General features: G+C 68.7%; 17 protein-coding genes. 9 read left to right on the top strand and 8 right to left on the bottom strand.

Annotated features, from left to right (window positions below):
* Nucleotides 1–50 precede the first annotated feature (50 nt).
* The gene (locus AB4112_RS13285; protein ID WP_441720243.1) at nt 51–935 is read right to left on the bottom strand and encodes a phosphodiester glycosidase family protein; all 885 of its coding nucleotides are present in this window, start codon (nt 933–935) and stop codon (nt 51–53) included.
* A 102-nt stretch (nt 936–1,037) separates the two neighbouring features.
* Between AB4112_RS13285 and AB4112_RS13280 the strand changes: the two genes are divergently transcribed.
* From AB4112_RS13280 to AB4112_RS13265, 4 genes are all read left to right on the top strand, one after another.
* Nucleotides 1,038–1,892, top strand: coding sequence for a hypothetical protein (locus AB4112_RS13280; RefSeq protein WP_441720240.1), 855 nt, complete (start codon nt 1,038–1,040; stop codon nt 1,890–1,892).
* 206 nt (nt 1,893–2,098) lie between these two features.
* Complete coding sequence (locus tag AB4112_RS13275; protein WP_441720237.1) at nt 2,099–3,289, top strand: efflux RND transporter periplasmic adaptor subunit; 1,191 nt, start codon at nt 2,099–2,101, stop codon at nt 3,287–3,289.
* Between the two features lie 10 nt (nt 3,290–3,299).
* Nucleotides 3,300–6,488, top strand: coding sequence for an efflux RND transporter permease subunit (locus tag AB4112_RS13270; protein ID WP_441720234.1), 3,189 nt, complete (start codon nt 3,300–3,302; stop codon nt 6,486–6,488).
* Nucleotides 6,485–7,057 (top strand): cytochrome b, encoded by a 573-nt coding sequence (locus tag AB4112_RS13265; RefSeq protein ID WP_441720231.1) that lies wholly within the window; start codon nt 6,485–6,487, stop codon nt 7,055–7,057. Before AB4112_RS13270 ends, AB4112_RS13265 begins: the two co-directional genes overlap by 4 nt.
* 9 nt (nt 7,058–7,066) lie before the next feature.
* Here AB4112_RS13265 and AB4112_RS13260 read toward each other — a convergent pair whose 3' ends face one another.
* The 4 genes from AB4112_RS13260 to AB4112_RS13245 all read right to left on the bottom strand — a co-directional run bounded on the left by AB4112_RS13260 (nt 7,067) and on the right by AB4112_RS13245 (nt 11,763).
* Nucleotides 7,067–8,320: an Hsp70 family protein gene (locus AB4112_RS13260; protein ID WP_441720228.1), complete on the bottom strand. Its 1,254-nt coding sequence runs from the start codon at nt 8,318–8,320 to the stop codon at nt 7,067–7,069.
* A gap of 198 nt (nt 8,321–8,518) precedes the next feature.
* Complete coding sequence (locus tag AB4112_RS13255; protein WP_441720225.1) at nt 8,519–9,046, bottom strand: cupin domain-containing protein; 528 nt, start codon at nt 9,044–9,046, stop codon at nt 8,519–8,521.
* Between the two features lie 179 nt (nt 9,047–9,225).
* Entirely contained in the window at nt 9,226–10,242 is a 1,017-nt protein-coding gene (locus tag AB4112_RS13250; RefSeq protein WP_309796298.1) for an LLM class flavin-dependent oxidoreductase, read from the bottom strand.
* A gap of 180 nt (nt 10,243–10,422) precedes the next feature.
* Nucleotides 10,423–11,763 carry a glutamine synthetase family protein gene (locus AB4112_RS13245; protein WP_309796296.1) on the bottom strand — a complete coding sequence of 447 codons (1,341 nt, stop codon included), beginning with the start codon at nt 11,761–11,763 and terminating at the stop codon, nt 10,423–10,425.
* 271 nt (nt 11,764–12,034) lie between these two features.
* Between AB4112_RS13245 and AB4112_RS13240 the strand changes: the two genes are divergently transcribed.
* Nucleotides 12,035–13,318 carry a glutamine synthetase family protein gene (locus AB4112_RS13240; protein WP_309796295.1) on the top strand — a complete coding sequence of 428 codons (1,284 nt, stop codon included), beginning with the start codon at nt 12,035–12,037 and terminating at the stop codon, nt 13,316–13,318.
* 3 nt (nt 13,319–13,321) lie between these two features.
* Here AB4112_RS13240 and AB4112_RS13235 read toward each other — a convergent pair whose 3' ends face one another.
* Nucleotides 13,322–13,921 (bottom strand): AP2/ERF family transcription factor, encoded by a 600-nt coding sequence (locus AB4112_RS13235; RefSeq protein WP_309796293.1) that lies wholly within the window; start codon nt 13,919–13,921, stop codon nt 13,322–13,324.
* Nucleotides 13,922–14,136: 215 nt separating this feature from the next.
* On the opposite strand from AB4112_RS13235, the gene AB4112_RS13230 reads away from it, so the two are divergent.
* From AB4112_RS13230 to AB4112_RS13215, 4 genes are all read left to right on the top strand, one after another.
* The gene (locus tag AB4112_RS13230) at nt 14,137–14,391 is read left to right on the top strand and encodes a DUF1272 domain-containing protein (RefSeq protein WP_309796291.1); all 255 of its coding nucleotides are present in this window, start codon (nt 14,137–14,139) and stop codon (nt 14,389–14,391) included.
* Between the two features lie 136 nt (nt 14,392–14,527).
* Complete coding sequence (locus AB4112_RS13225; RefSeq protein WP_309796289.1) at nt 14,528–14,809, top strand: hypothetical protein; 282 nt, start codon at nt 14,528–14,530, stop codon at nt 14,807–14,809.
* Entirely contained in the window at nt 14,806–16,020 is a 1,215-nt protein-coding gene (gene zigA, locus AB4112_RS13220; RefSeq protein ID WP_441720219.1) for a zinc metallochaperone GTPase ZigA, read from the top strand. The genes AB4112_RS13225 and zigA overlap by 4 nt, the downstream gene beginning before the upstream one ends.
* A gap of 119 nt (nt 16,021–16,139) precedes the next feature.
* Nucleotides 16,140–17,429, top strand: coding sequence for an NAD(P)/FAD-dependent oxidoreductase (locus tag AB4112_RS13215; protein ID WP_441720216.1), 1,290 nt, complete (start codon nt 16,140–16,142; stop codon nt 17,427–17,429).
* 37 nt (nt 17,430–17,466) lie between these two features.
* On the opposite strand, the gene dacB is transcribed toward AB4112_RS13215, so the two are convergent.
* Nucleotides 17,467–18,903 (bottom strand): D-alanyl-D-alanine carboxypeptidase/D-alanyl-D-alanine endopeptidase, encoded by a 1,437-nt coding sequence (gene dacB, locus AB4112_RS13210; protein WP_441720213.1) that lies wholly within the window; start codon nt 18,901–18,903, stop codon nt 17,467–17,469.
* Nucleotides 18,904–19,051: 148 nt separating this feature from the next.
* Nucleotides 19,052–19,636, bottom strand: coding sequence for a sugar transferase (locus tag AB4112_RS13205; protein WP_309796604.1), 585 nt, complete (start codon nt 19,634–19,636; stop codon nt 19,052–19,054).
* Between the last annotated feature and the right edge of the window lie 322 nt (nt 19,637–19,958).

The raw sequence follows: 19,958 nt of genomic DNA, 5'->3' as shown, positions 1-19,958 counted from the left end.
TGGCCGTGTCATGATGCCGCGAAGCATACCGTCCCCGGCGCGCGGCGTCACTAACCCTCTGGCGCGGCGGTGTCGAACACGGCAAGGATCGGGCCGACGCGGATGCCCCAGCCGACCGACAGCCCGCCCGGCGCCGACAGGGCCGACACCGAGCCGTCGAGATAGAGCGCGTTGCGGCAGCCCAGCCCGTCGCGGAACAGCCGGGCGAAGCTGCCGAAGCTGACGCCGTCGCGCGAGATGGCGAACACCACGGTGTGGCCGTCGCGGATGCCGATGCCGTTGCGGGTCTTGCGCGACGGGCCGTCGTCGCTGAACAGCGGGTGCAGGGCGCCGTCGATCACCAGCATCGGGCCGGACTGGGTGGCGATCTGCGTCGCCGGGGCCAGCCGCTCATAGGTCCCGGTCTCCAGGATGCCGGCCGTCTCGCCATCGGCGTAGAACACGCCGTTCGGCTTCATGAAGAAGTTGCCGTCGCCATCGGCGAAGTTCGCGGGGTGCAGTTCCCGCCCGCCCGCGACGAACAGGCCGACCGGCGACAGGTCCGGCTGGTACATGCCGGCGTTCATCGCCACCAAAGCGGGGTCATGGGCGGCATCCATGGCCCGCTTGAAGGCGCCGAGCGAGCCGTAGGGGGTTCCGTCCCGCCCCTGCCAGAACAGGCCCAGCCGGTAGCGCCGCAGATCGATCTCGCAGACCGTGTAATCGACCGCTTCGAAGGTCAGCGGCCGGCACAGCGTTTCGGCCGATTGGGGCGCGATCTCCCGCCGCTCGGTGATCGGCGCCGGGGTTGCCTGGAACGAGGGCGACGCAGGGTCGACCAGGAGCGGCTCGGCCGCGGAGTCGGGCCGCGGCTTCTCCACGCCCGTCCCGCAGGCGGCGGTGACGAGCAGCGCCGACACGGCGAGCAACGACAGCAGCTGTCTGGCAAGGCGCATCGGCCGGTGCTTCCGATCCTTGGGCGGGTGACACATCAGTTTCATGCAGTCCGCCTAGCCTGTCATTCGATCGCACCATTCATGAAGGGGGATTCGCACCAAATGATGACATGGCTTCGTTTCGGACTCGTCGGCCTGGTCCTGGCCGCCGGCAGCGCACAGGCGGCCGACACGCTGACCGGCAAGGAATACAAGGTCCTGCTCGACCCCACCAAGTTCCAGGCGCAGCCGGTCGCCACCGCCAACACCTTCCTCGGCGAGCTGCGGACCAAGCTGACCGCCGCCGGCTTCGACCGCACGGTCGACGGCAGCTTCGCCGTCGACAAGGTCCGGACCGTCCGCTACTACGATTCGCCGGGCACCTGCCGGCTGAACACGCTGGGCTACAATTTCCGCGAGCGGGTCGACGGCACCAAGCGCGAGATCAACCTGAAGTTCAGGTCCGACAGCCAGTCGACCGCGGCGAACACCAATGTCGGCGGCAGCTCGTCGGATGCCGAGACCAAGCTGGAGGCGGACATCACCCCGCCGTTCAAATGGGTCTATTCCCATTCGACCACCGAGCCGCTGTCGGCCACCAAGAACCTGAACATTCTGGACGATGTGGTCGACCTGTTCCCGCCGACCAAGGCGCTGAACCTGCCGAAGCAGGAGGCGCTCGCCATCGTCGGCAACCTGTCGATCAACGAGCGCACCTATGACGGCCCGGACAGCGACCTGGGCCAGCAGGATGCGGAGTTCACCCTGACGCTGTGGTACGCCGGCTCGTCCGCGACCGTCGCCAACGCCGAAGTGTCGTTCAAGGTCGAGGACAAGGACGGCGACTTCACGGACAAGGTCGACCAGCGCTCGAAGCTGATGTTCGACACCATCCGCGGCATGAGCTCGTGGGTGTCGGCCAGCTCGACCACCAAGACCCAGTGGCTCTACCAGTACCAGCCGAACTTCTGCAATTGACCGGCTCCTGATGGACGGTGCGGGCTGGATGACGCGTCATCCAGCCCGTTTCGTATCGAATTGTGCAATGCGGTAACGCCAACACAATTCGCGACAATTCCCGCCCCTCCCCGACACAGTTCTGAGACAGCCGGCCTGCAGGCTGCGCCGGTGTCGAGGAGCGGAGTCCCCTCCGCTCAAGACTCGACGCCATAGGGAGCGCAGGCATGGGACGCCCGGTCATTCGGACGTTGGCGGGAGTTGTGGCGCTGGCCCTGGTCGGTGGGCTGGCAGGGTTGGGATGGCAGGCATCGCGGGGCACCGCGGCCACGACGGCCCAGGCGGCCGTGCGGCCGGCCCCGAGCGTGATCGTGTCGCCGCCGCTGGTGCGGCGGGTGGTCGACCAGCAGGAATATGCCGGCCGCTTCGAGCCGACCGCGAGCGTGGAGATCCGGGCCCGCGTCTCGGGCCATCTGCAGTCGATCGGCTTCGAGGATGGCCAGATCGTCCAGGCGGGCCAGACCCTGTTCACCATCGACCCCCGCCCCTACCAGGCGGCGGTCGCCGAGGCGCAGGCCCAGCTGTCCAGCGCCCGGGCACAGCGCGACCTCGCCGACCTGGAACTGCGCCGGGCGGAGCAGCTGGCCGGCACCTCTGCCGTCTCGCGCGCCACGCTGGACCAGCGCCGGCAGCAAAAGCAGGCGGCCGACGCCGCCTCCGAGCTGGCCCAGGCCGGGCTGATGCGGGCGCAGCTGGACCTCGACTTCACCGAGATCAAGGCGCCGATCAGCGGCCGCGTGTCGAACCGGCGGGTCGATGCCGGCAGCCTGGTGTCGGACGCCAGCACCCTGCTGACCACCATTGTTGCACTCGACCCGATCTACTTCGTCTTCGACATGAGCGAGCGCGACTTCGTCGCCTATGAGCGGGCGGTGAAGTCGGGCGACCTGCCGTCGATCCGGGACCGGGGCGTGCCGATCGAGGCGCGGCTGCAAGACGATGCCGGCCGGCCCTATCAGGGCACTATGAGCTTCGTCGACAACCGGCTGGAGAGCGGCGCCGGCACCATCCGCGCCCGCGCCGTGCTGGCAAACACCGACCTCTTCATCACCCCCGGCCAGTTCGGCCGGCTGCGCCTGGCGTCGTCCGGCGAGCGCGACGCGCTGCTGGTGCCCGAGACGGCGCTGCTGACCGACCAGGCCAGCCGCATCGTCCTGACCGTGGCCGATGACGACACGCTGCGCGCCACGCCGGTCCGGCTCGGCGCCCGCCAGCCGGGGGGCCTGCGCGTGGTCGAGAGCGGGCTGCGGCCGCAGGACCGGGTGGTGATCAACGGCCTGCTGCGCGCCCGCGCCGGCCAGAAGGTGGTGGCGCAGCCCGGCGAGATCGCGCCGGCGGCCACCGCGCTGGTCAACTGAGGTCGGGATCATGCGCCTGCCTCATCTCTGCATCGAACGGCCGATCCTGGCGACGGTGCTTTCGGTCCTGATCGTCCTGGTCGGCATCGCCGGCTATCTCACGCTGCCGCTGGCGCAGTATCCCGAGATCACCCCGCCCACTGTCGTCGTCCGCGCCCAGTATCCCGGCGCCTCGGCCGAGGTGATGAGCAGCACCGTCGCCGTGCCGATCGAGCAGGAGATCAACGGCGTCGAGAACATGCTCTACATGTCCTCGCAGGCCACCGGCGACGGCCAGCTCGGCATCACCGTCACCTTCGCGCTGGGCACCGACCTCGACGAGGCGCAGGTGCTGGTGCAGAACCGGGTGGCGGTGGCCGAGCCGCGGCTGCCGGAAGAGGTGCGCCGCCTCGGCGTCACGGTGCGGAAATCGTCGCCGGACATCCTGCTGGTGGTGCAGCTGTTCTCGCCGGACGGCTCGCGCACGCCGCTCTACCTCTCCAACTACGCCACGCTGCGGATCCGCGACGCGCTGCTGCGGGTCGACGGCGTCGGCGATGTCCGCATGCCCACGGCCCGCGACTACGCCATGCAGGTCTGGCTGGACCCGGACGCGGTCGCCGCCCGCAACCTGACGGCCGGCGAGGTGCTGGCGGCGCTGCGGGCCCAGAACGTGCAGGTGGCGGCCGGCGTCCTGAACGAGCCGCCGGTGTCGTCCGATGGCGCCTTCGAGCTGAATGTCGAGACACTGGGGCGCCTGTCCGACCCCGCCGAGTTCGAAAACATCATCGTCAAGACCGACGCCGACGGCCGCGTCACCCGGATCCGCGACGTCGCCCGGGTCGAGCTGACGGCGCAGAGCTTCCGCGGCGGCGCCCTGTTCGACGGGCGGACCTCGCAGCCGATCCAGGTGTTCCAGCAGCCCGGCTCGAACGCACTGGAGACCGCCGACCGCATCGTCGCGGCCATGGCGCAGCTGGGTCGCAGCCTGCCGGCCGGCGTCGACTACGCCATCCCGTTCAACCCGACCCGGTTCATCGCCGAGTCGGTCAGCGAGGTCTACAAGGCGATCCTAGAGGCGATCGCCCTGGTGGTGCTGGTGGTGATCCTGTTCCTGCACAGCTGGCGGGCGGGGATCATCCCGATCCTGGCGATCCCGATCTCGCTGATCGGCACCTTCGCCGTGATGGCCGGTCTGGGCTATTCGCTGAACAACCTGTCGCTGCTCGGCCTGGTCCTGGCCATCGGCATCGTGGTCGACGACGCCATCGTGGTGGTCGAGAATGCCGAACGCCATCTGCGCGCCGGCCTGTCGCCGAAGGAAGCCGCCCACAAGTCGATGGAGGAGATCGGCGGCGCGCTGATCGCCATCGCCCTGGTGCTGTGCGCGGTGTTTGTCCCGGCGGCGATGATGTCCGGCATCTCCGGCCGGTTCTTCCGCCAGTTCGCCGTCACCATCGCTGCGGCGACGGCGATCTCCGCCTTCGTGTCGCTGACGCTGAGCCCGGCGCTGTGCGCCCTGCTTCTGCGGCCGCATGGCGAGCACACGGCTAAGCCCCGCAACGTCCTATTGCGCGGCCTGGCCGCCGGCGCCCGCGGCTTCAACGCCGGCTTCGACCTGATATCGCTCGGCTATGGCGGGCTGACCCGCCGGCTGCTGCGCGTCGGGCTGCTGATGCTGGTCGCCTATGCCGGGCTGCTGGGGCTGACCGGCTGGCAGTTCAGCCGGGCGCCGACCGGCTTCATCCCGGTGATGGACCAGGGCTATTTCCTGACCGCGGTGCAGCTGCCGCCCGGCGCCGCCCTGGCCCGCACCGACGCGGCGATGAAGGCGGTCTCCGACCGGCTGGACGCGACCCCGGGCGTGGCCCACACGGTCGCCATCGCCGGCCTCGACGGCGCCACCTTCACCAACGCCTCGAACAGCGGCGTCGTCTTCGCCATCCTGGATCCCTATGCGGCACGGGCGGCGCGCGGCCAGACCGTCGACCGGGTCATCGCCGACCTGACCGCCCGCCTGGCCGACGTGCCGGAGGCGCGGGTGATCCCGATCAAGCCGCCTTCGGTCCGCGGCATGGGCAACACCGGCGGCTTCAAGCTGATGGTCGAGGACCTCGCCGGCGGCACGCCGGAGGAGCTGGAAGCCGCCGTCCGCCAGGTCGTCGCCGCGGCCGGCCAGTCGCCCGAATTCGCCAATGTCTTCAGCCCGTTCAACACGGCGACGCCGAAGCTGTACGCCGATATCGACCGGGTGAAGGCGGAGATGCTGGGGGTGCCGGCATCCCGCGTGTTCGAGACGCTCGAGATCTATCTCGGCTCGGCCTATGTCAACGACTTCAACCTGCTGGGCCGCACCTTCCAGGTCCGGGCCCAGGCCGATGCCCGGTTCCGCCAGGACCCGGCGGCGCTGGAAGGGCTGAAGACCCGCAGCGACTCCGGCGCCATGGTGCCGCTCGGCTCGGTCGCGACCTTCGAGGAGCGGGCCGGCCCGTACCGCATCCCGCGCTACAACCTGTACCCCGCGGCCGAGGTCCAGGGCGCCGCCGCGGCCGGCGTGTCGACCGGCACCGCGCTGGACCGGATGGAGCAGATCGCCGCCGAGACCCTGCCCGACGGCTACGGCTTCGAATGGACCGAGGTGGCGCTGCAGGAGCGGCTGGCCGGCACCAGCGCCCTGCTGGTCTTCGCGGCCTCGGCGGTGTTCGTCTTCCTGCTGCTCGCCGCGCTGTACGAGAGCTGGACTTTGCCGCTGTCGGTGATCCTGATCGTGCCGATGTGCCTGCTGGCGGCGCTGACCGGGCTGCTCGCCTCCGCCATGGACGTCAACATCCTGGCGCAGATCGGGTTCGTGGTGCTGATCGGCCTGGCCGCCAAGAACGCGATCCTGATCGTCGAATTCGCGCGCCAGGCCGAGGCCACGGGCACCGACCGCTTCGCGGCCGCAATCGAGGCGGCACGGGTGCGGCTGCGCCCGATCGTGATGACCTCGCTGGCCTTCATCCTCGGCGTGCTGCCGCTGGTGCTGGCCACCGGCGCCGGGGCGGAGATGCGCCAGTCGCTGGGCGTGGTGGTGTTCTTCGGGATGGCCGGCGTGACCGTCTTCGGCCTGATCTTCACCCCCGCCTTCTACGTCGCCTGCCGCGGGATGGAGCAAGCCGCCCGACGCCTTTCCCGCAGCACCGCCGCGCCATCCCCGTCATTGCAGGAGGGCCACGAATGAGCACGGATGTGACGACCGCCGCGCCCGGGACCACCGGCCGCTACACCGCCGCCGCCCAATGGCTGCACTGGATCTCGGCGGCGCTGATGGCCGCCGTCCTGGTCCTGGCCTGGGTGATGGAGAGCCTGCCGAACGGCGACGTCTCGCGCGCCACCGCCCTCATGCTGCACAAATCAGTCGGGCTGACGATCCTGGTCCTGACCGCCGCGCGACTGGTGTGGCGGGCGATCCACCCGCCGCCGCCCGCGACGCGGTGGGCGGCCTGGGAATCCGCCACGGCTATGGCAAGTCACTGGCTGCTCTACGTCGCGCTGCTGGCGATGCCGCTGAGCGGCTATCTGATGTCCGCCGGCCGCGGGCGCACCATCCCGTATTTCGGCCTGTTCGAGGTGCCGCTGCTGACCCCGGCAACCGAAGCGATCTGGCAGATCGGCAGCACCGCCCATGCGATCGGGCAATGGGCGATCTACGGCCTGGTCGCGCTGCATATCGCGGCGGCGGTCTGGCATGTCGCCATCCGGCGGGACGGCACGCTGGACCGGATGCTGCCGGAGCAGACCGGGACTTAAATCCGGACCTTACGGCCCATACCGGCGTTGCGCCTCGATGGCCAGGCCGACGCCGACCGCGCCGAAGCTGTCGCCCTCGACCACCCGGGCACCCGGCGCCTCGGCCAGCGACGCCGCGCGGAAGGCCGGCAACAGGGCCGAGCCGCCGGTGAGGAACACGGCGTCGAGCTGGTGCGGCGCCAGGCCCGCCGTCTGGATGCAGCGGCGGATCAGGGCCGACAGCCGGCCAACCGCGTCTTGGATCGCCATGTCCAGCGCCGCCCGGCCGGCACGCAACCCCAGCTTGGGCTCAACCAGGCGAAGGTCGATCACGGTCGGGTCGCGGTCGCCCAGCGCGATCTTCGCGGCCTCGACCCGCAGCGCCAGGCTGTGGCCGAGATTGTTCTCCAGCACCCGCAGCAGCCGGTCGAACTTCTTCGGATCGCGCGATTCCCGCTGCACGTCCTGGATCTCCGCCACCACCTTGGGGGCGTAGAGGGCGTTGATCCGGCTCCAGGTCGCCAGCATGTGGAAGTAGCGGCTGGGCGCCACCGCGCCGGGGCGCTTCATCTTGGTGCCGAGGCCGAGCGCCGGCATCACCGTGGCCAGGCTGAACAGCCGGTCGACATCGGTGCCGCCCAGCCGGATGCCGTCATTGGCCAGGATGTCGGCCGCCCGTTCCGGCAGTGCCCGGCGCTGCGGCCCCAGCCGCACAATCGAGATGTCGGAGGTGCCGCCGCCGATGTCGACGATCAGCGCCACCTCCTCCCGCGACAGCCCGGCCTCGTAGGTCCGGGCCGCGGCGATCGGCTCGTATTCGAACGACACCTCGCTGAAGCCGGCCTCGCGGGCGATCGCCTCCAGCGCGTCCTGGGCTTTGCTGTCGCCGGCCGCATCGTCATCGACGAAGTGGACCGGCCGGCCATGCACCACCCGCTCCAGCGCGTGGCCACAGGCCGCTTCCGCCCGCGCCTTCATCTCGGCCAGGAACAGGGAGATCACCCGCTTGAAGCCGATCCGCTCACGCCCGACCCAGGTGTCTTCCTCGATCAGCGGCGTGCCGAGGACGGATTTGATCGACCGCATCAGCCGACCTTCCAGGCTTTCGACATAGGAGTCGATGGCCGAGCGGCCGAACTGCGGCGCGCCGCCGACCAGGTCGAACCAGATCGCGCTGGGCAGCGTCGTCGCCGCGCCTTCCAGGGGCAGCAGCCGCGCGCCCTGCCCGTCGACGATGCCGAGGGTCGAGTTCGAGGTGCCGAAATCCAGGCCGCAGACCGTCATGTCCGCCTCCGCTCCGCAAAGCAGAAAAGCCCCAGGTCCGATCGGACGGGGCTGTTGGGAAAGGGCGGGGGATGTAGCGCGGCCCGCCGGGGGGCGCAAGGGGTCTCCCGCCGGGTGCGGCGATGAGGCAGGCGGATCATCGTCCGAGGGGCGGAGGCGTGCGGGCGCCGCCGCCTGGCCCTTCCACAGTCTCAGAGATCAGGCCGGATCGAGGCCCTGCTTCCGCCTGCCATCGCCATCCCAATGGATGGTGAGCCCGATGGCGGCATTCTCTTCCGGGCTGGCGAGCCAGTATCCGTGCTCCTGGACGAGCTTCAGGAAGCGCTGGGCGTCCTTCGCCGGATCAGCCGAGGCCCGGCCGACCGCGGCATCGCGCAGGAACCGGCCCATCCGCATGGTGGTCACGCACAGCATGGAGACGGTGGCCCCGCACGAATTTCTCCAGGCGTGCCGGATGCCGTCCTGGGCGTCGAACACATCCCCCGGGCCGAGCGTCTGCCAGCGATCACCCAGGAAGGCATCCGGATGTCCGTCGATGACATAGAAGGTCTCGCGATCGGCATGGCTGTGCAGCGGCACGATCACGCCAGGCGGCAACGTGCACTGCATCACGCAGTAATCCCCATCGCCGTCGGTCAGCTCGGTCAGGTAGCGGTTTCCCGGCCGCGCATTCTGCTGCGGCGAGAATATTTCATGCGCGTCCGATTTGGCCTGATCGCCAGACATCTCAGGATCCTCTTTCGAGCTCAGCTGCCCGAAAGATCCTCTTGTTGTGTTTGGCAGGTGTTACAGGACAAGCGGATTAGCGCTATGAATGCAACAGAAGCGCAAAGGCAGTCATGGCCAGCTGGCCCATGGGAAAGAGCGCCCGCCCCGGCTGAAGCCGAGGCGGCGCGGCCTTGTCTTCAAGCCACGGGCGTCATCCCGAACACCTGCGCCACCAACTCGTAGGACCGCAGGCGGGCGGCGTGGTCGTGGATCATGCTGGTGATCATCACCTCGCTGGCCGCGGTCTCGCCGGCCAGGCGTTCGATCTCGGCCTTCACCGTCTCGGGCGTGCCGACGATCTGGTTGCGGCGCGAGCTTTCGGCCAGGCGCTGCTCCTCCGGCGAATACCGATAGGCCAGCACCTCCTCCGGGCTCGGCAGCTGGATCGGGCGGTTGGTGCGCAGCCGCGCCATCGACATCTGGTGCGGCAGCGCCAGCCGCTCGGCCTCCTCCGCATCCTCGGCGCAGTAGACCGAGACGGTCAGGATCGAATGCGCCGCCTGCATCGTCGCCGAGGGCTGGAAATTGGTGCGGTACAGATGCATCGCCGGCATCGTGTATTGCGGGCTGAAATGATGGGCGAAGGCGAAGCCGACGCCGATATGGGCGGCGAAGCGGGCGCCGAAATCGCTGGAGCCCAGCATCCACACCGGCGGCAGCGGCACGTCCTCAGGCACGGCACGGACCGACCGGAAGCCGTGGTCAGCCGGGAAGGTGCCGTCGGCGAAGGCCCGCAGCTCGGCATACTGCTCGGGAAAATCGTCGGCATGGACCGCGTCGCGCGACCGGCGCAGCGCCAGCGCGGTCAGCCCGTCCGAGCCCGGGGCGCGGCCGAGGCCGAGGTCGATCCGGCCGGGATGCAGGGATTCCAGCATCTTGAAGGCCTCGACCACCCGCAGCGGCGCGTGGTTCGGCAGCATCACGCCGCCGGAGCCGACGCGGATGCGCTCGGTCACCTGGGCCACGTGGCCGATCAGGATCTCCGGCGCGGTCGAGGCCACGCCGGGGATCGAGTGATGCTCGGCCACCCAGTATCGGACGTAGCCGAGGCGATCGGTCAGCCGGGCGAGGTCGAGCGAATTGCGGACGGCCTGGCCGGGCGGGGAGCCGGAGGCGATCGGCGCGAGGTCGAGGACCGAGAGGGGCAATGTCATGGCTTGAACTTTGGCAGCCGCGGCGCCGGTTCAAGGGCGCCGTGCCACCCGACATGCCCGCGCAGGGCATGGCCGTCATCCGCGGCCGGCGGATTCCACCAGTGGACAGGCGCGGGACTCGCACCGAAGCCCGGGGCGCGGCCGGGCGCCGGGCCGGCCGAAACCGGCCCGGCGCCAGGGTCAGACGTTCAGCAGCAGGTTCTCGCGTTCCCACGAGCTGATGACGCGGTGGTAGGCGTCGTACTCCTTGTTCTTCACCCACCACACCGCATCGACCAGCTTGTCGCCCAGCACCTCGCGCAGCGGGCGCGAGGCCGAGAACTTGTTCAGGCTGTCATAGAGGTGGCGCGGCAGGGTGAAGGCCAGCCGCTTGGCCGAACCCTCGACCGGGTTCGACGGCGTCATCTCGTTGACGATGCCGAGATAGCCGCAGGCCAGCGACGCCGCGAACATCAGATACGGGTTGCAGTCGGCGCCGGCGACGCGGTTCTCGACCCGCTTGGCCTGGGGTTCGTCGATCGGCACCCGGAAACCGACGGTGCGGTTGTCCATGCCCCAATGCACGTTGATCGGTGCGTCGCTCTCGGGATCGAGGCGGCGGTACGAGTTCACGTTCGGGGCGAACAGCGGCATCGCCGCCGGCACGAACTTCTGCAGGCCGGCGATGTAGGACAGGAACAGCTCGCTGTTGCCGCCGGTGTCGGTGGCGAACAGGTTCCGCCCGGTCTTGGCGTCGTTCACGCTCTGGTGCAGATGCATGGCGCTGCCCGGCTCGTTCTGCAGCGGCTTGGCCATGAAGGTGGCGTAGACGTCGTGGCGCATCGCCGTCTCGCGCACCGTGCGCTTGAAGATCAGCACCTGGTCGGCGAGGTCGAGCGCGTCGCCATGGTTGAAGTTGATCTCGATCTGCGCCGCCCCGGCCTCATGCGCCAGGGTGTCGACATCGAGGCCCATCGCCTCGCAATGGTCGTAGATCTCTTCGAAGATCGGGTCGAATTCGTTGACCGCATCGATGCCGTAGGACTGGCGCCCGGTCTCCGGCCGGCCGGACCGGCCGATCGGCGGCTCCAACGGATAGTCCGGGTCGATGTTCTTCTTCACCAGGTAGAATTCAAGCTCGGGCGCCACCAGCGGCTTCCAGCCCTTGGCCTCGTACAGCTTCAGCACCCGGCGCAGCACGTGGCGGCAGGAGATCTCGCACGGGCTGCCGTCGACATATTCGGCGTCGCAGATCACCTGCGCCGTCGGCTCCTGGTACCAGGGCACGATGCGGGCCGTCTCCGGGTCCGGCACCATGTAGATGTCGATGTCGGCGGGGCTGGTGACGTCGTCGTCGGGATAGTCGCCCGTCACCGTCTGCATGAAGATCGATTCCGGGATGCGCATCCCGCGGGTCTTCAGGCCCTTGATGAATTTCTCGTCGGGAAGAATCTTACCCCGGGCAATCCCGTTCATATCGGGCACCAGGCACTCGACTTCGGTCACGCCGTGTTCGTGAATGAAGTCTTCCAGCTTCTGCATAAAATCATGGTGCCGCCCCTTTAGGCGGACCCCGCTTCTCGTTTCGGAGAGCGACCACCATAGCTGAGCCCCCCCGGGGGGTGGGAAGGGGGCTGATGTGAAAACCGCAAGAAATCCGGCCCGGCTTGACAGTTTCGTGCCGCCTGCGAGGATGGCGACCTCTCGGCAACAAATGCGTGACCAAATGCATGGCAATACATCGAACGACATCGTAAACAATTTCCGCGCGCAATATCCTGACATTACCCACATCGACGCCCTGGTTTGCGACATGTGCGGCGTGTTGCGCGGCAAGAAGGTCCCGGTCACCGCGCTCGACAAGATCTTCCGCGATGGACTGACCTTCCCCGGCTCGCTGTTCGCCACCGACATCACCGGCGAGACCGTCGAGGAAACCGGCCTCGGCTTCGCCGACGGCGATGCGGATCGCGACTGCTTCCCCGTCCCCCACACGCTCGACCCGGTGCCCTGGCTGTCGCGACCGACCGGCCAGGTGCTGCTGGCGATGCAGGATCTCGACGGGTCCCCCTTCTTCGCCGATCCGCGCACCGTGCTGGCCAACATCGTCAACCGGCTGAAGGCCGACGGCCTGAACCCGGTGGTGGCGGTCGAGCTGGAATTCTACCTGGTCGACCGCAAGCGCGGCGAGGACGGCCGGCCCCGCCCGCCGGTCTCACCGGTCAGCGGCAAGCGGCAGGACACCACCCAGGTCTATGGCATCGACGAGCTGCACGATTTCAACGAGCTGCTGCACGAGATCTACGACACCTGCGTGGCCCAGGGCATCCCGGTCGACAGCCTCGTCTCGGAATACGCCCCGGGCCAGTACGAGATCAACCTGCGCCATGTCAGCGACCCGCTCGAGGCCTGCGACGACGCGGTGCTGTTCAAGCGCGTGGTCCGGTCGGTGGCGGCCAAGCACGGGGTCGAGGCCACCTTCATGGCCAAACCCTACCCCGACCAGGCGGGCAGCGGCTTCCACATCCATATGAGCATGCTGGACGACAATGGCGTCAGCCTGTTCGCGGCCGACGACCCGCACGGCACCCCGATGCTGCGCCATGCGATCGGCGGCCTGGGCGCCACCATGGCCGACGGCATGGCGGTGTTCGCCCAGAACCAGAATTCCTTCCGCCGGTTCCAGCCGAATTCCTACGTGCCGCACGCCCCGACCTGGGCGGCGAACAACCGCAGCGTCTCGCTGCGCATCCCGCCGGGCAAGCCGAAGGACCGCCGCGTCGAGCATCGGGTGGCCGGGGCCGACTGCAACCCCTATCTGGTGGTCGCGGCGGTGCTGGCCGGGGCGCATCACGGCATCCAGCGGCAGATCGATCCGGGCCCGCCGATCCAGGGCAATGCCTATGACAAGATCGAGCCGACGCTGACCTCGTCCTGGATCGTCGCGCTGGAGCAGCTCGACAGTTCGGCCTTCTACAACGAGGTCTTCGGCCGCCGCTTCCTGGACGTCTACCTCGCCCTGAAATGGGCCGAGCGCGACAAGTTCTTCTCCCAGATCACCCAGCTGGAATACGACTGGTATCTGAATAAAGTCTGAGGATCAGGCCTGCCGCCGGTTCTCCCGGCGATCCGAGCCGACCGACGGCTTGGGTCGCCGGCTGGGGGCTGCGGCACGCGCCGGTTCGGCCACCTTCTGCTTCGGCCGGTGCGCGGCCTTCTTGGCGGGGCCAGCGCGATCGGGCGCGTAGATCTCCAGCAGTTCCGCCAGCCGCTCAGCACTGTCGGCCGTCATCTCGGCGCGCATCGAGAAGGCCAGCTCCCGGGCATCGTGCTCGCCATGCAGCGCCACCGAGAATTTCTTCTGCTGCCGCACCCCGTCCCGCGTCCAATAGGCGGTCCAGAACGCCGAGGTCCCGCCGGGGCGGATATAGCGCGCCACCCCGGGCACGCCGTGCGGCGTGTTCTTGCGCGGCATCAGCCGGGTGCGCAGCGAGCGGATCTCGGTGTGCTCCCCGAGATGTGCCAGGGCGAACGCCACGGCTGCCGCCTTGGCCTCGGCCGACGTCCCGAACACCAGGTCGGAGAAGAATTTCCGGGTATGTCGACCGGCCACCGAATATCGCACGAGCCACCCGAGCATCCGTTTGGCGGGATCGTCAATTCGGCCGACGCGCATCGATATCTCCGGGTTGATCAGCAACGGATACTGACTCCCAAGCGTACCCTTTTTGTCGGAATAGTCTGCAACTTACTGAACTGTATGAATCCAAAAACGAGAAATCAGGTTTCCGGCGACGGGCCCGGGTGAAATGGGCGATCCGGCGCGCTGGAAATGGCCGAAAGCGACGGCAGAATGGCCTCGCCGCCGCGGCCGGCCGTCGCCATCCTGAAGCGGTCGGTGTCGAGGAGGCCTCCATGCTGGAACTGCGCCCTGGCTGCGAATGCTGCGATCGCGACCTGCCGCCGGAGTCACCGGAGGCGATGATCTGCAGCTTCGAATGCACCTTCTGTTCGACCTGTGCCGAGACGGTGCTGGGCGGCCGGTGCCCGAACTGCGGCGGCGGCTTCATGCCCCGGCCGATCCGGCCGCCGGCGGCGCTGCTGCGACACCCTGCCGCGACAGTGCGGGTGTTCAAACCGGGGCCGTGCCGGGGCCAGGCGACCGGCTGAGACCCGGAGATTCGGCTCCCGGTCCTTCCTCCGAATCCATCGTGATCGACTCGCGATCCGACCGCCCGGCGCATCGGGGGTTGCGCTTTGATCTTTATTGTTATGATATAACATTAAGATCAAAGGACGAGCCAGGATGCCAGACCACAGCACCACCACCGAACAGATCGCGCCCGGGATCCGGACGCCGGCCGGCTTCACCCGCGCCACCGGAGAGATCCGGACGCTCCTCACCGGCCTGGAGGCCATCGGTCTGTCCCCTGCGGCCCTTGCAACAGCGCTGCTGACCGAAGCCATGCCGCGGCTGGTCGCCGTCCATGGCATGGACCGCTGCGCCGACCTGCTGGGCTCGCTGTCGATCGAGCTGCGCCTCGACACCGCGGCGGCCGAACCCGCCCGCCCGCAGCTGGTGTCATGACCATGCCGCAGCCCGACACCCGCCTACCCGTCACCGTGCTGTCCGGCTTCCTCGGCGCCGGCAAGACCACGCTGCTGAACCACATCCTGAACAACCGCGAAGGCCGCCGGATCGCGGTCATCGTCAACGACATGAGCGAGGTGAACATCGACGCGGATTTGGTCCGCGACGGCGGTGGCAACCTCAGCCGCACCGACGAGACTCTGGTCGAGATGATCAATGGCTGCATCTGCTGCACCCTGCGCGACGACCTGCTGCACGAGGTCCGCCGCCTGGCCGAGCAGGGCCGCTTCGACCACCTGGTGATCGAATCGACCGGAATCTCGGAGCCGCTGCCGGTGGCCGCGACCTTCGACTTCCGTGACGAGGCCGAGATGTCGCTGGGCGACGTGGCGCGGATCGACACCATGGTCACGGTGGTCGATGCCGCCAACCTGCTGCGCGACTTCAGCTCGACCGACTTCCTGCGCGACCGCGGCGAGACCGCCGGCGACGAGGACGGCCGCACCCTGGTCGACCTGCTGGTCGACCAGATCGAATTCGCCGATGTCGTGGTGATCAACAAGATCGACGCCGCCACGCCGGAGCAGCGCCAGATTGTCCGCCGCATCGTCGCCGGGCTGAACCCGGAGGCCGCCATCGTCGAGGCGAATTTCGGCGCCGTCGCGCTGGACGCCATCCTCGACACCGGGCGCTTCGACTTCGACCGGGCCCGCGAACATCCGCTCTGGTACAAGGAACTGTACCACTTCGCCGACCACAAGCCGGAGACGCTGGAATACGGCGTCGAGAGCTTCGTCTACCGCGCCCGCCGCCCCTTCCACCCCGCCCGCCTGAACGCCGTCTTCAACCGGACCTGGCCGGGCGTGATCCGCTCCAAGGGCCATTTCTGGCTGGCCACCCGCCCGCGCTGGGTCGGGGAGATGAGCCAGGCCGGCGCCTTCCTGCGCCATGAGGCGATCGGCTTCTGGTGGGCGGCGATCCCGCGCGACCGCTGGCCCGACCATCCGGAAATGCGCCAGCTGATCGACAGCCGCTGGGACCCGGTCTTCGGCGACCGCCGGCAGGAGCTGGTGTTCATCGGCATCGACATGGACCAGGCGGCGATCCGGCAGAGCCTCGATGCCTGCCTGGTCGACGCCGAGACCTTCGACCCGGACGCCTGGGCCGACCTGCCCGATCCCTTCCCTGCCTGGGGCCGCGACGCCTGAGCGGAGGCGCCCGGTCCGCCATGCGGCACCGGCATGGCGGACCGGGCGTTCGCCGTGCTGGCCGCCCCTCCCCGGCCCAAGCTATTGAAGGCGGCATCCGAGGCCACGATCGTCGTGTCATGCAAGCTGCCGAGCACGTGCGCTCCTGGTACGCCGCCACCGCCAACCGCACCCTGCGCTTCCCGTCCCTGGACGAGGATTTGCGCTGCGACGTGCTCGTGGTCGGCGGCGGCTACACCGGGCTCAGCGCCGCGATCGAGTTGAGGGAACGCGGCCTCGACGTCGTGCTGGTCGAGGCCAAGCGGGTGGGCTGGGGCGCCTCGGGCCGCAATGGCGGCCAGGCAGTGACCGGCTTCAACAAGGACATCAGCACCATCGCCGCCTGGGTCGGCCGCGACGACGCCCGCAAGCTGTGGGACATGTCGGAGGAGGCGAAGACCATCCTGCGCGACCGGGTCGAGCGCCACGGCATCGACTGCGACCTGCGCTGGGGCTATGTGCTGGGGGCGCTCAAGCGCCGCCACATGGCCGAGCTGCAGGATCATGCCGCGGAATGGGAGGGCCTCGGCTACCACCAGGGCCGGATGCTGTCGCGGGCCGAGATCCGGTCGCTGGTCGACGCCCCGGACTATGTCGGCGGGCTGCTCGACAGCGGCAGCGGCCAGCTGCACCCGCTGAACTATGCGCTGGGCTTGGCCGATGCGGCCCGGGCGCTGGGCGTGCGGATCTTCGAGGACACGCCGGTCACCCGGCTGGACCAGGGCGACCCGGCGGTGGCGACGACGCCGAAGGGCCGGATCACCGCCGGCTTCGTGGCGCTGTGCGGCAACGCCTACCTGCCGTCGCTGTCGGCCGAGGTCGACCGCACCATCCGCTCACGGGTCATGCCGGTCGGCACCTACATCATCGCCACCGAGCCGCTGGGCGAGGAGCTGGCGCAGCAGACCATCCCGTCCGGCTTCGCCGTGGCCGACATCAACTTCGTGCTGAACTACTACCGGCTCGGCCACGACACCCGGATGCTGTTCGGAGGCGGAGTCAGCTATTCCGGCTACGAGCCGCGGCGGCTGGCCGACCAGATGCGCCGCACCATGGTGCGCGCCCTGCCCCGCCTGGCCAACGCCAAGGTCGAGTACTGCTGGGGCGGCTATGTCGGCATCACCATCAACCGCACGCCGCATTTCGGCCGGTTGGCGCCGAACGTCTACTTCGCCCAGGGCTTTTCCGGCCATGGCGTGCTGCTGACCGGCATGGCCGGGCGGGTGATCGCCGAGGCCATTCGCGGCCAGGCCGACCGATTCGACGTCTTCGCCCGGATCCCGCACCAGCCCTTCCCCGGCGGCCGGCTGCTGCGCATGCCGGCCCTGGTGATGGCCATGACCTGGTACCGCCTGCGCGACCTGATGTGACGCCGGGACGGAAAGGCCGATGCCTTTCCGGACGGTCTCAGTAAGCCGCAGCCCATTGCCGCAGCAGCTCGCGCTCGACCGCCCGCGCCCGGCCGAGCCAGCGCCGCGCCGGCTGCGACACCGCCAGCACGTTCGGGTCGGTCGCCGCATCGGCGGCGGCGCGCTGGTTCTCGTCGACCACATAGATGACGAAGCCGAGCTGGCGGCCGCTGTTGGCCGAGAGATATCCGGCCAGGCCGCGGACATAGCCCATGGTGCCGGTCTTAGCCCGCAGCCGCCCCGCCGCCAGCGGCGCCGGCTCGCCGGCCTCGGCCTCGGCGCCGCCATCCCCCCGCTCCGGCATCAGCGCGGCCATGCCGATCTGGTTGCCCTCGATCAGCACCGCCGCCATCTGGATCGGCGAGATCCGGGCCCGGGTGCTGAGCCCCGAGGCGCCCGGAATGGACAGGCCGCTCCAGTCCAGCTTCGGCACCTTCTGCGCCCACCAGGCGGCGATGGCCTTCCCCGCCTCGGCCTGGGTCACGCTGGTGCGGCCCAGCAGCTGGCGCGCCGCCATCATGCCGATCATCTCGGCCGACAGGTTGTTGCTGTACTTCAGGACCCGGGTGACGATCATGGCCAGCGGCTCGCTGTCGTGCCGCGCCACGATCGTGCCTTCCGACGGGCGCTGGCCGATCACCGCAGCCGGCAGCGCCACGCCCGCCTCATGGGCCACTGTGCGAAAGATCTCCGCCGCCGTCGCCGTGGGGTGGCGGACCGGCAGCATGTCGGAGCCCTTGTCGGGCAGCGCCGCGGAGAGCACCCAGCCCTCGCGCCCGTCGACCGGCCGGTAGGGCGTCGCCGGCCCCTGGCTGACGCCGACCCAGGGCAGCACCATGTTGCGGCCGTCGGCGACCGCCTCGGTCCGCGCGTCGAAGCGGCCCTGCTTCTTCTGCCAGCTCACCCGCACCGCGTTGAAGTTCACCGCCAGCCCCGACAAACCGGGATTGTAGGAGGCGGCGTAGGGCTGCAGCGGGTCGAGGAACGGCAGGGTCTGCAGCGCCGTGTCGTCGACGATGAAGCGGCCGTCCACCTTGGTGATCCCGGCCTTGCGGACCTGGGCGGCGAGATCGGCGAGGTCGTTGATGTCGAGCGACGGGTCGCCGCCGCCGATCAGCATGAGGTCGCCATGCAGCACCCCGCCGGCGATCGCTCCGCTGGCGGTGACGACGGTCGAGAATCGGTGATCGGCGCCGAGGATCTCGATCGCCGCCGACATCGACGCGACCTTCATCGTCGAGGCCGGGATCATTGGCCGTGTCGCCTGCGCCGTGTCGATCAGCTGGCCGCTCTGGGCGTCGAACAGGATGTAGGCGACATCGTTGACCGGCAGGTCATAATGGGCGGCCACGGCGGTGGCATCGGCCAGGGCGGCATGCCCCCACAGGCCGGCGGCGAGCACCGGCAACAGGAACAGGAAGGGTCGTCTGGTCATGGGCACGGGCCGAATATCCTCCGCATCGGGTCGCGCCTTCCTATAGCCCCGGCCGGGACGGGGCGGAAGGTGCGCCGAAACGAAGACGGCCCCCGCCGGGCGGGGGCCGTCTTGGTCATGTCGGGGATGCGGCTGTCGCCGGGCTCTGTCAGTAGGCGCCGGAGCCGGGGAAGAACACCCGGGGCGTCATGAACAGGATCACGACATCGCGCCCGAAGCTCCAGTTCCGGACATACTCGACGTTCAGCCGGATCCGCGTCTCGTAGCTGGTGTCGCTGCGGCCGTAGATCTGCCAGACGCCGGTCATGCCGGGCCGGGTGCTGTAGTAGTAGTGGATCGCGGCGCCCCAGCGTTCCTGCTCTTCCTCGAACATCGGGCGCGGGCCGACCAGGCTCATCTCGCCCTTCAGCACGTTGAACAGCTGCGGCAGCTCGTCGAGGCTGGTCTTGCGCAGGAAGCGGCCGATGGCGGTGACGCGCGGGTCCTTCTTCAGCTTGAAGCCGATCTCCCACTCGCGCCGCAGCTCAGGGTCTTTCTGAAGAAGGTCCGCCAACAGCTTGTTCGCATTGGGAACCATCGTTCGAAACTTGTGGCAGTAGAAAATCTTTCCGTCCCGCCCGACGCGCCGGTCACTGTAGAAGACGCCCCGGCCGGACCGCCGGATCATGACGGCGCACACCACGAAAAGCGGCGAAAACAGGATTAGAAAAACAATCGATAAAACCAGATCCATCAAACGCTTCGCCGCCAGCCCTAGCCGAGCCGTCCGGACTGGAGTCTGCGCGGACAATTCGACAGCGGCAGTATCGACGAGAGTGTCGGACTGCATAATTGATACCCCCAGAATCCGATGACAAAGGAGCAAGACCTTTCCGCCGCCGCAAACAGCAGAATGCCCTCTTATTCGAGTTTTGCCTGACTCCCCGCCCCTAATGATTAGGGTATTGGCACATCGCTATTGTCCGACACCGGCATCTGAGGCCTGATCTCGGGATCAATGAATGCGCCTTCTATGTATATCGAAACCCGGACAAGGAAACAATCCATTTATCGCA

Source organism: Inquilinus sp. 2KB_23, assembly GCF_052115705.1.
Taxonomy (GTDB): Bacteria; Pseudomonadota; Alphaproteobacteria; order DSM-16000; family Inquilinaceae; genus Inquilinus; species Inquilinus ginsengisoli_A.
The sequence above is the reverse complement of the archived record's forward strand: the minus strand, read 5'-3'. Positions and strand labels throughout refer to the sequence as shown.

What these genes read in the sequence shown, in the direction of transcription:
- AB4112_RS13285 (WP_441720243.1), bottom strand. Translation starts at nt 935, where the DNA reads ATGCGCCTTGCCAGACAGCTGCTGTCGTTGCTCGCCGTGTCGGCGCTG.
- AB4112_RS13280 (WP_441720240.1), top strand. Translation starts at nt 1,038, where the DNA reads ATGATGACATGGCTTCGTTTCGGACTCGTCGGCCTGGTCCTGGCCGCC.
- AB4112_RS13275 (WP_441720237.1), top strand. Translation starts at nt 2,099, where the DNA reads ATGGGACGCCCGGTCATTCGGACGTTGGCGGGAGTTGTGGCGCTGGCC.
- AB4112_RS13270 (WP_441720234.1), top strand. Translation starts at nt 3,300, where the DNA reads ATGCGCCTGCCTCATCTCTGCATCGAACGGCCGATCCTGGCGACGGTG.
- AB4112_RS13265 (WP_441720231.1), top strand. Translation starts at nt 6,485, where the DNA reads ATGAGCACGGATGTGACGACCGCCGCGCCCGGGACCACCGGCCGCTAC.
- AB4112_RS13260 (WP_441720228.1), bottom strand. Translation starts at nt 8,320, where the DNA reads ATGACGGTCTGCGGCCTGGATTTCGGCACCTCGAACTCGACCCTCGGC.
- AB4112_RS13255 (WP_441720225.1), bottom strand. Translation starts at nt 9,046, where the DNA reads ATGTCTGGCGATCAGGCCAAATCGGACGCGCATGAAATATTCTCGCCG.
- AB4112_RS13250 (WP_309796298.1), bottom strand. Translation starts at nt 10,242, where the DNA reads ATGACATTGCCCCTCTCGGTCCTCGACCTCGCGCCGATCGCCTCCGGC.
- AB4112_RS13245 (WP_309796296.1), bottom strand. Translation starts at nt 11,763, where the DNA reads ATGCAGAAGCTGGAAGACTTCATTCACGAACACGGCGTGACCGAAGTC.
- AB4112_RS13240 (WP_309796295.1), top strand. Translation starts at nt 12,035, where the DNA reads ATGTGCGGCGTGTTGCGCGGCAAGAAGGTCCCGGTCACCGCGCTCGAC.
- AB4112_RS13230 (WP_309796291.1), top strand. Translation starts at nt 14,137, where the DNA reads ATGCTGGAACTGCGCCCTGGCTGCGAATGCTGCGATCGCGACCTGCCG.
- AB4112_RS13225 (WP_309796289.1), top strand. Translation starts at nt 14,528, where the DNA reads ATGCCAGACCACAGCACCACCACCGAACAGATCGCGCCCGGGATCCGG.
- zigA (WP_441720219.1), top strand. Translation starts at nt 14,806, where the DNA reads ATGACCATGCCGCAGCCCGACACCCGCCTACCCGTCACCGTGCTGTCC.
- AB4112_RS13215 (WP_441720216.1), top strand. Translation starts at nt 16,140, where the DNA reads ATGCAAGCTGCCGAGCACGTGCGCTCCTGGTACGCCGCCACCGCCAAC.
- dacB (WP_441720213.1), bottom strand. Translation starts at nt 18,903, where the DNA reads ATGACCAGACGACCCTTCCTGTTCCTGTTGCCGGTGCTCGCCGCCGGC.
- AB4112_RS13205 (WP_309796604.1), bottom strand. Translation starts at nt 19,636, where the DNA reads ATGGATCTGGTTTTATCGATTGTTTTTCTAATCCTGTTTTCGCCGCTT.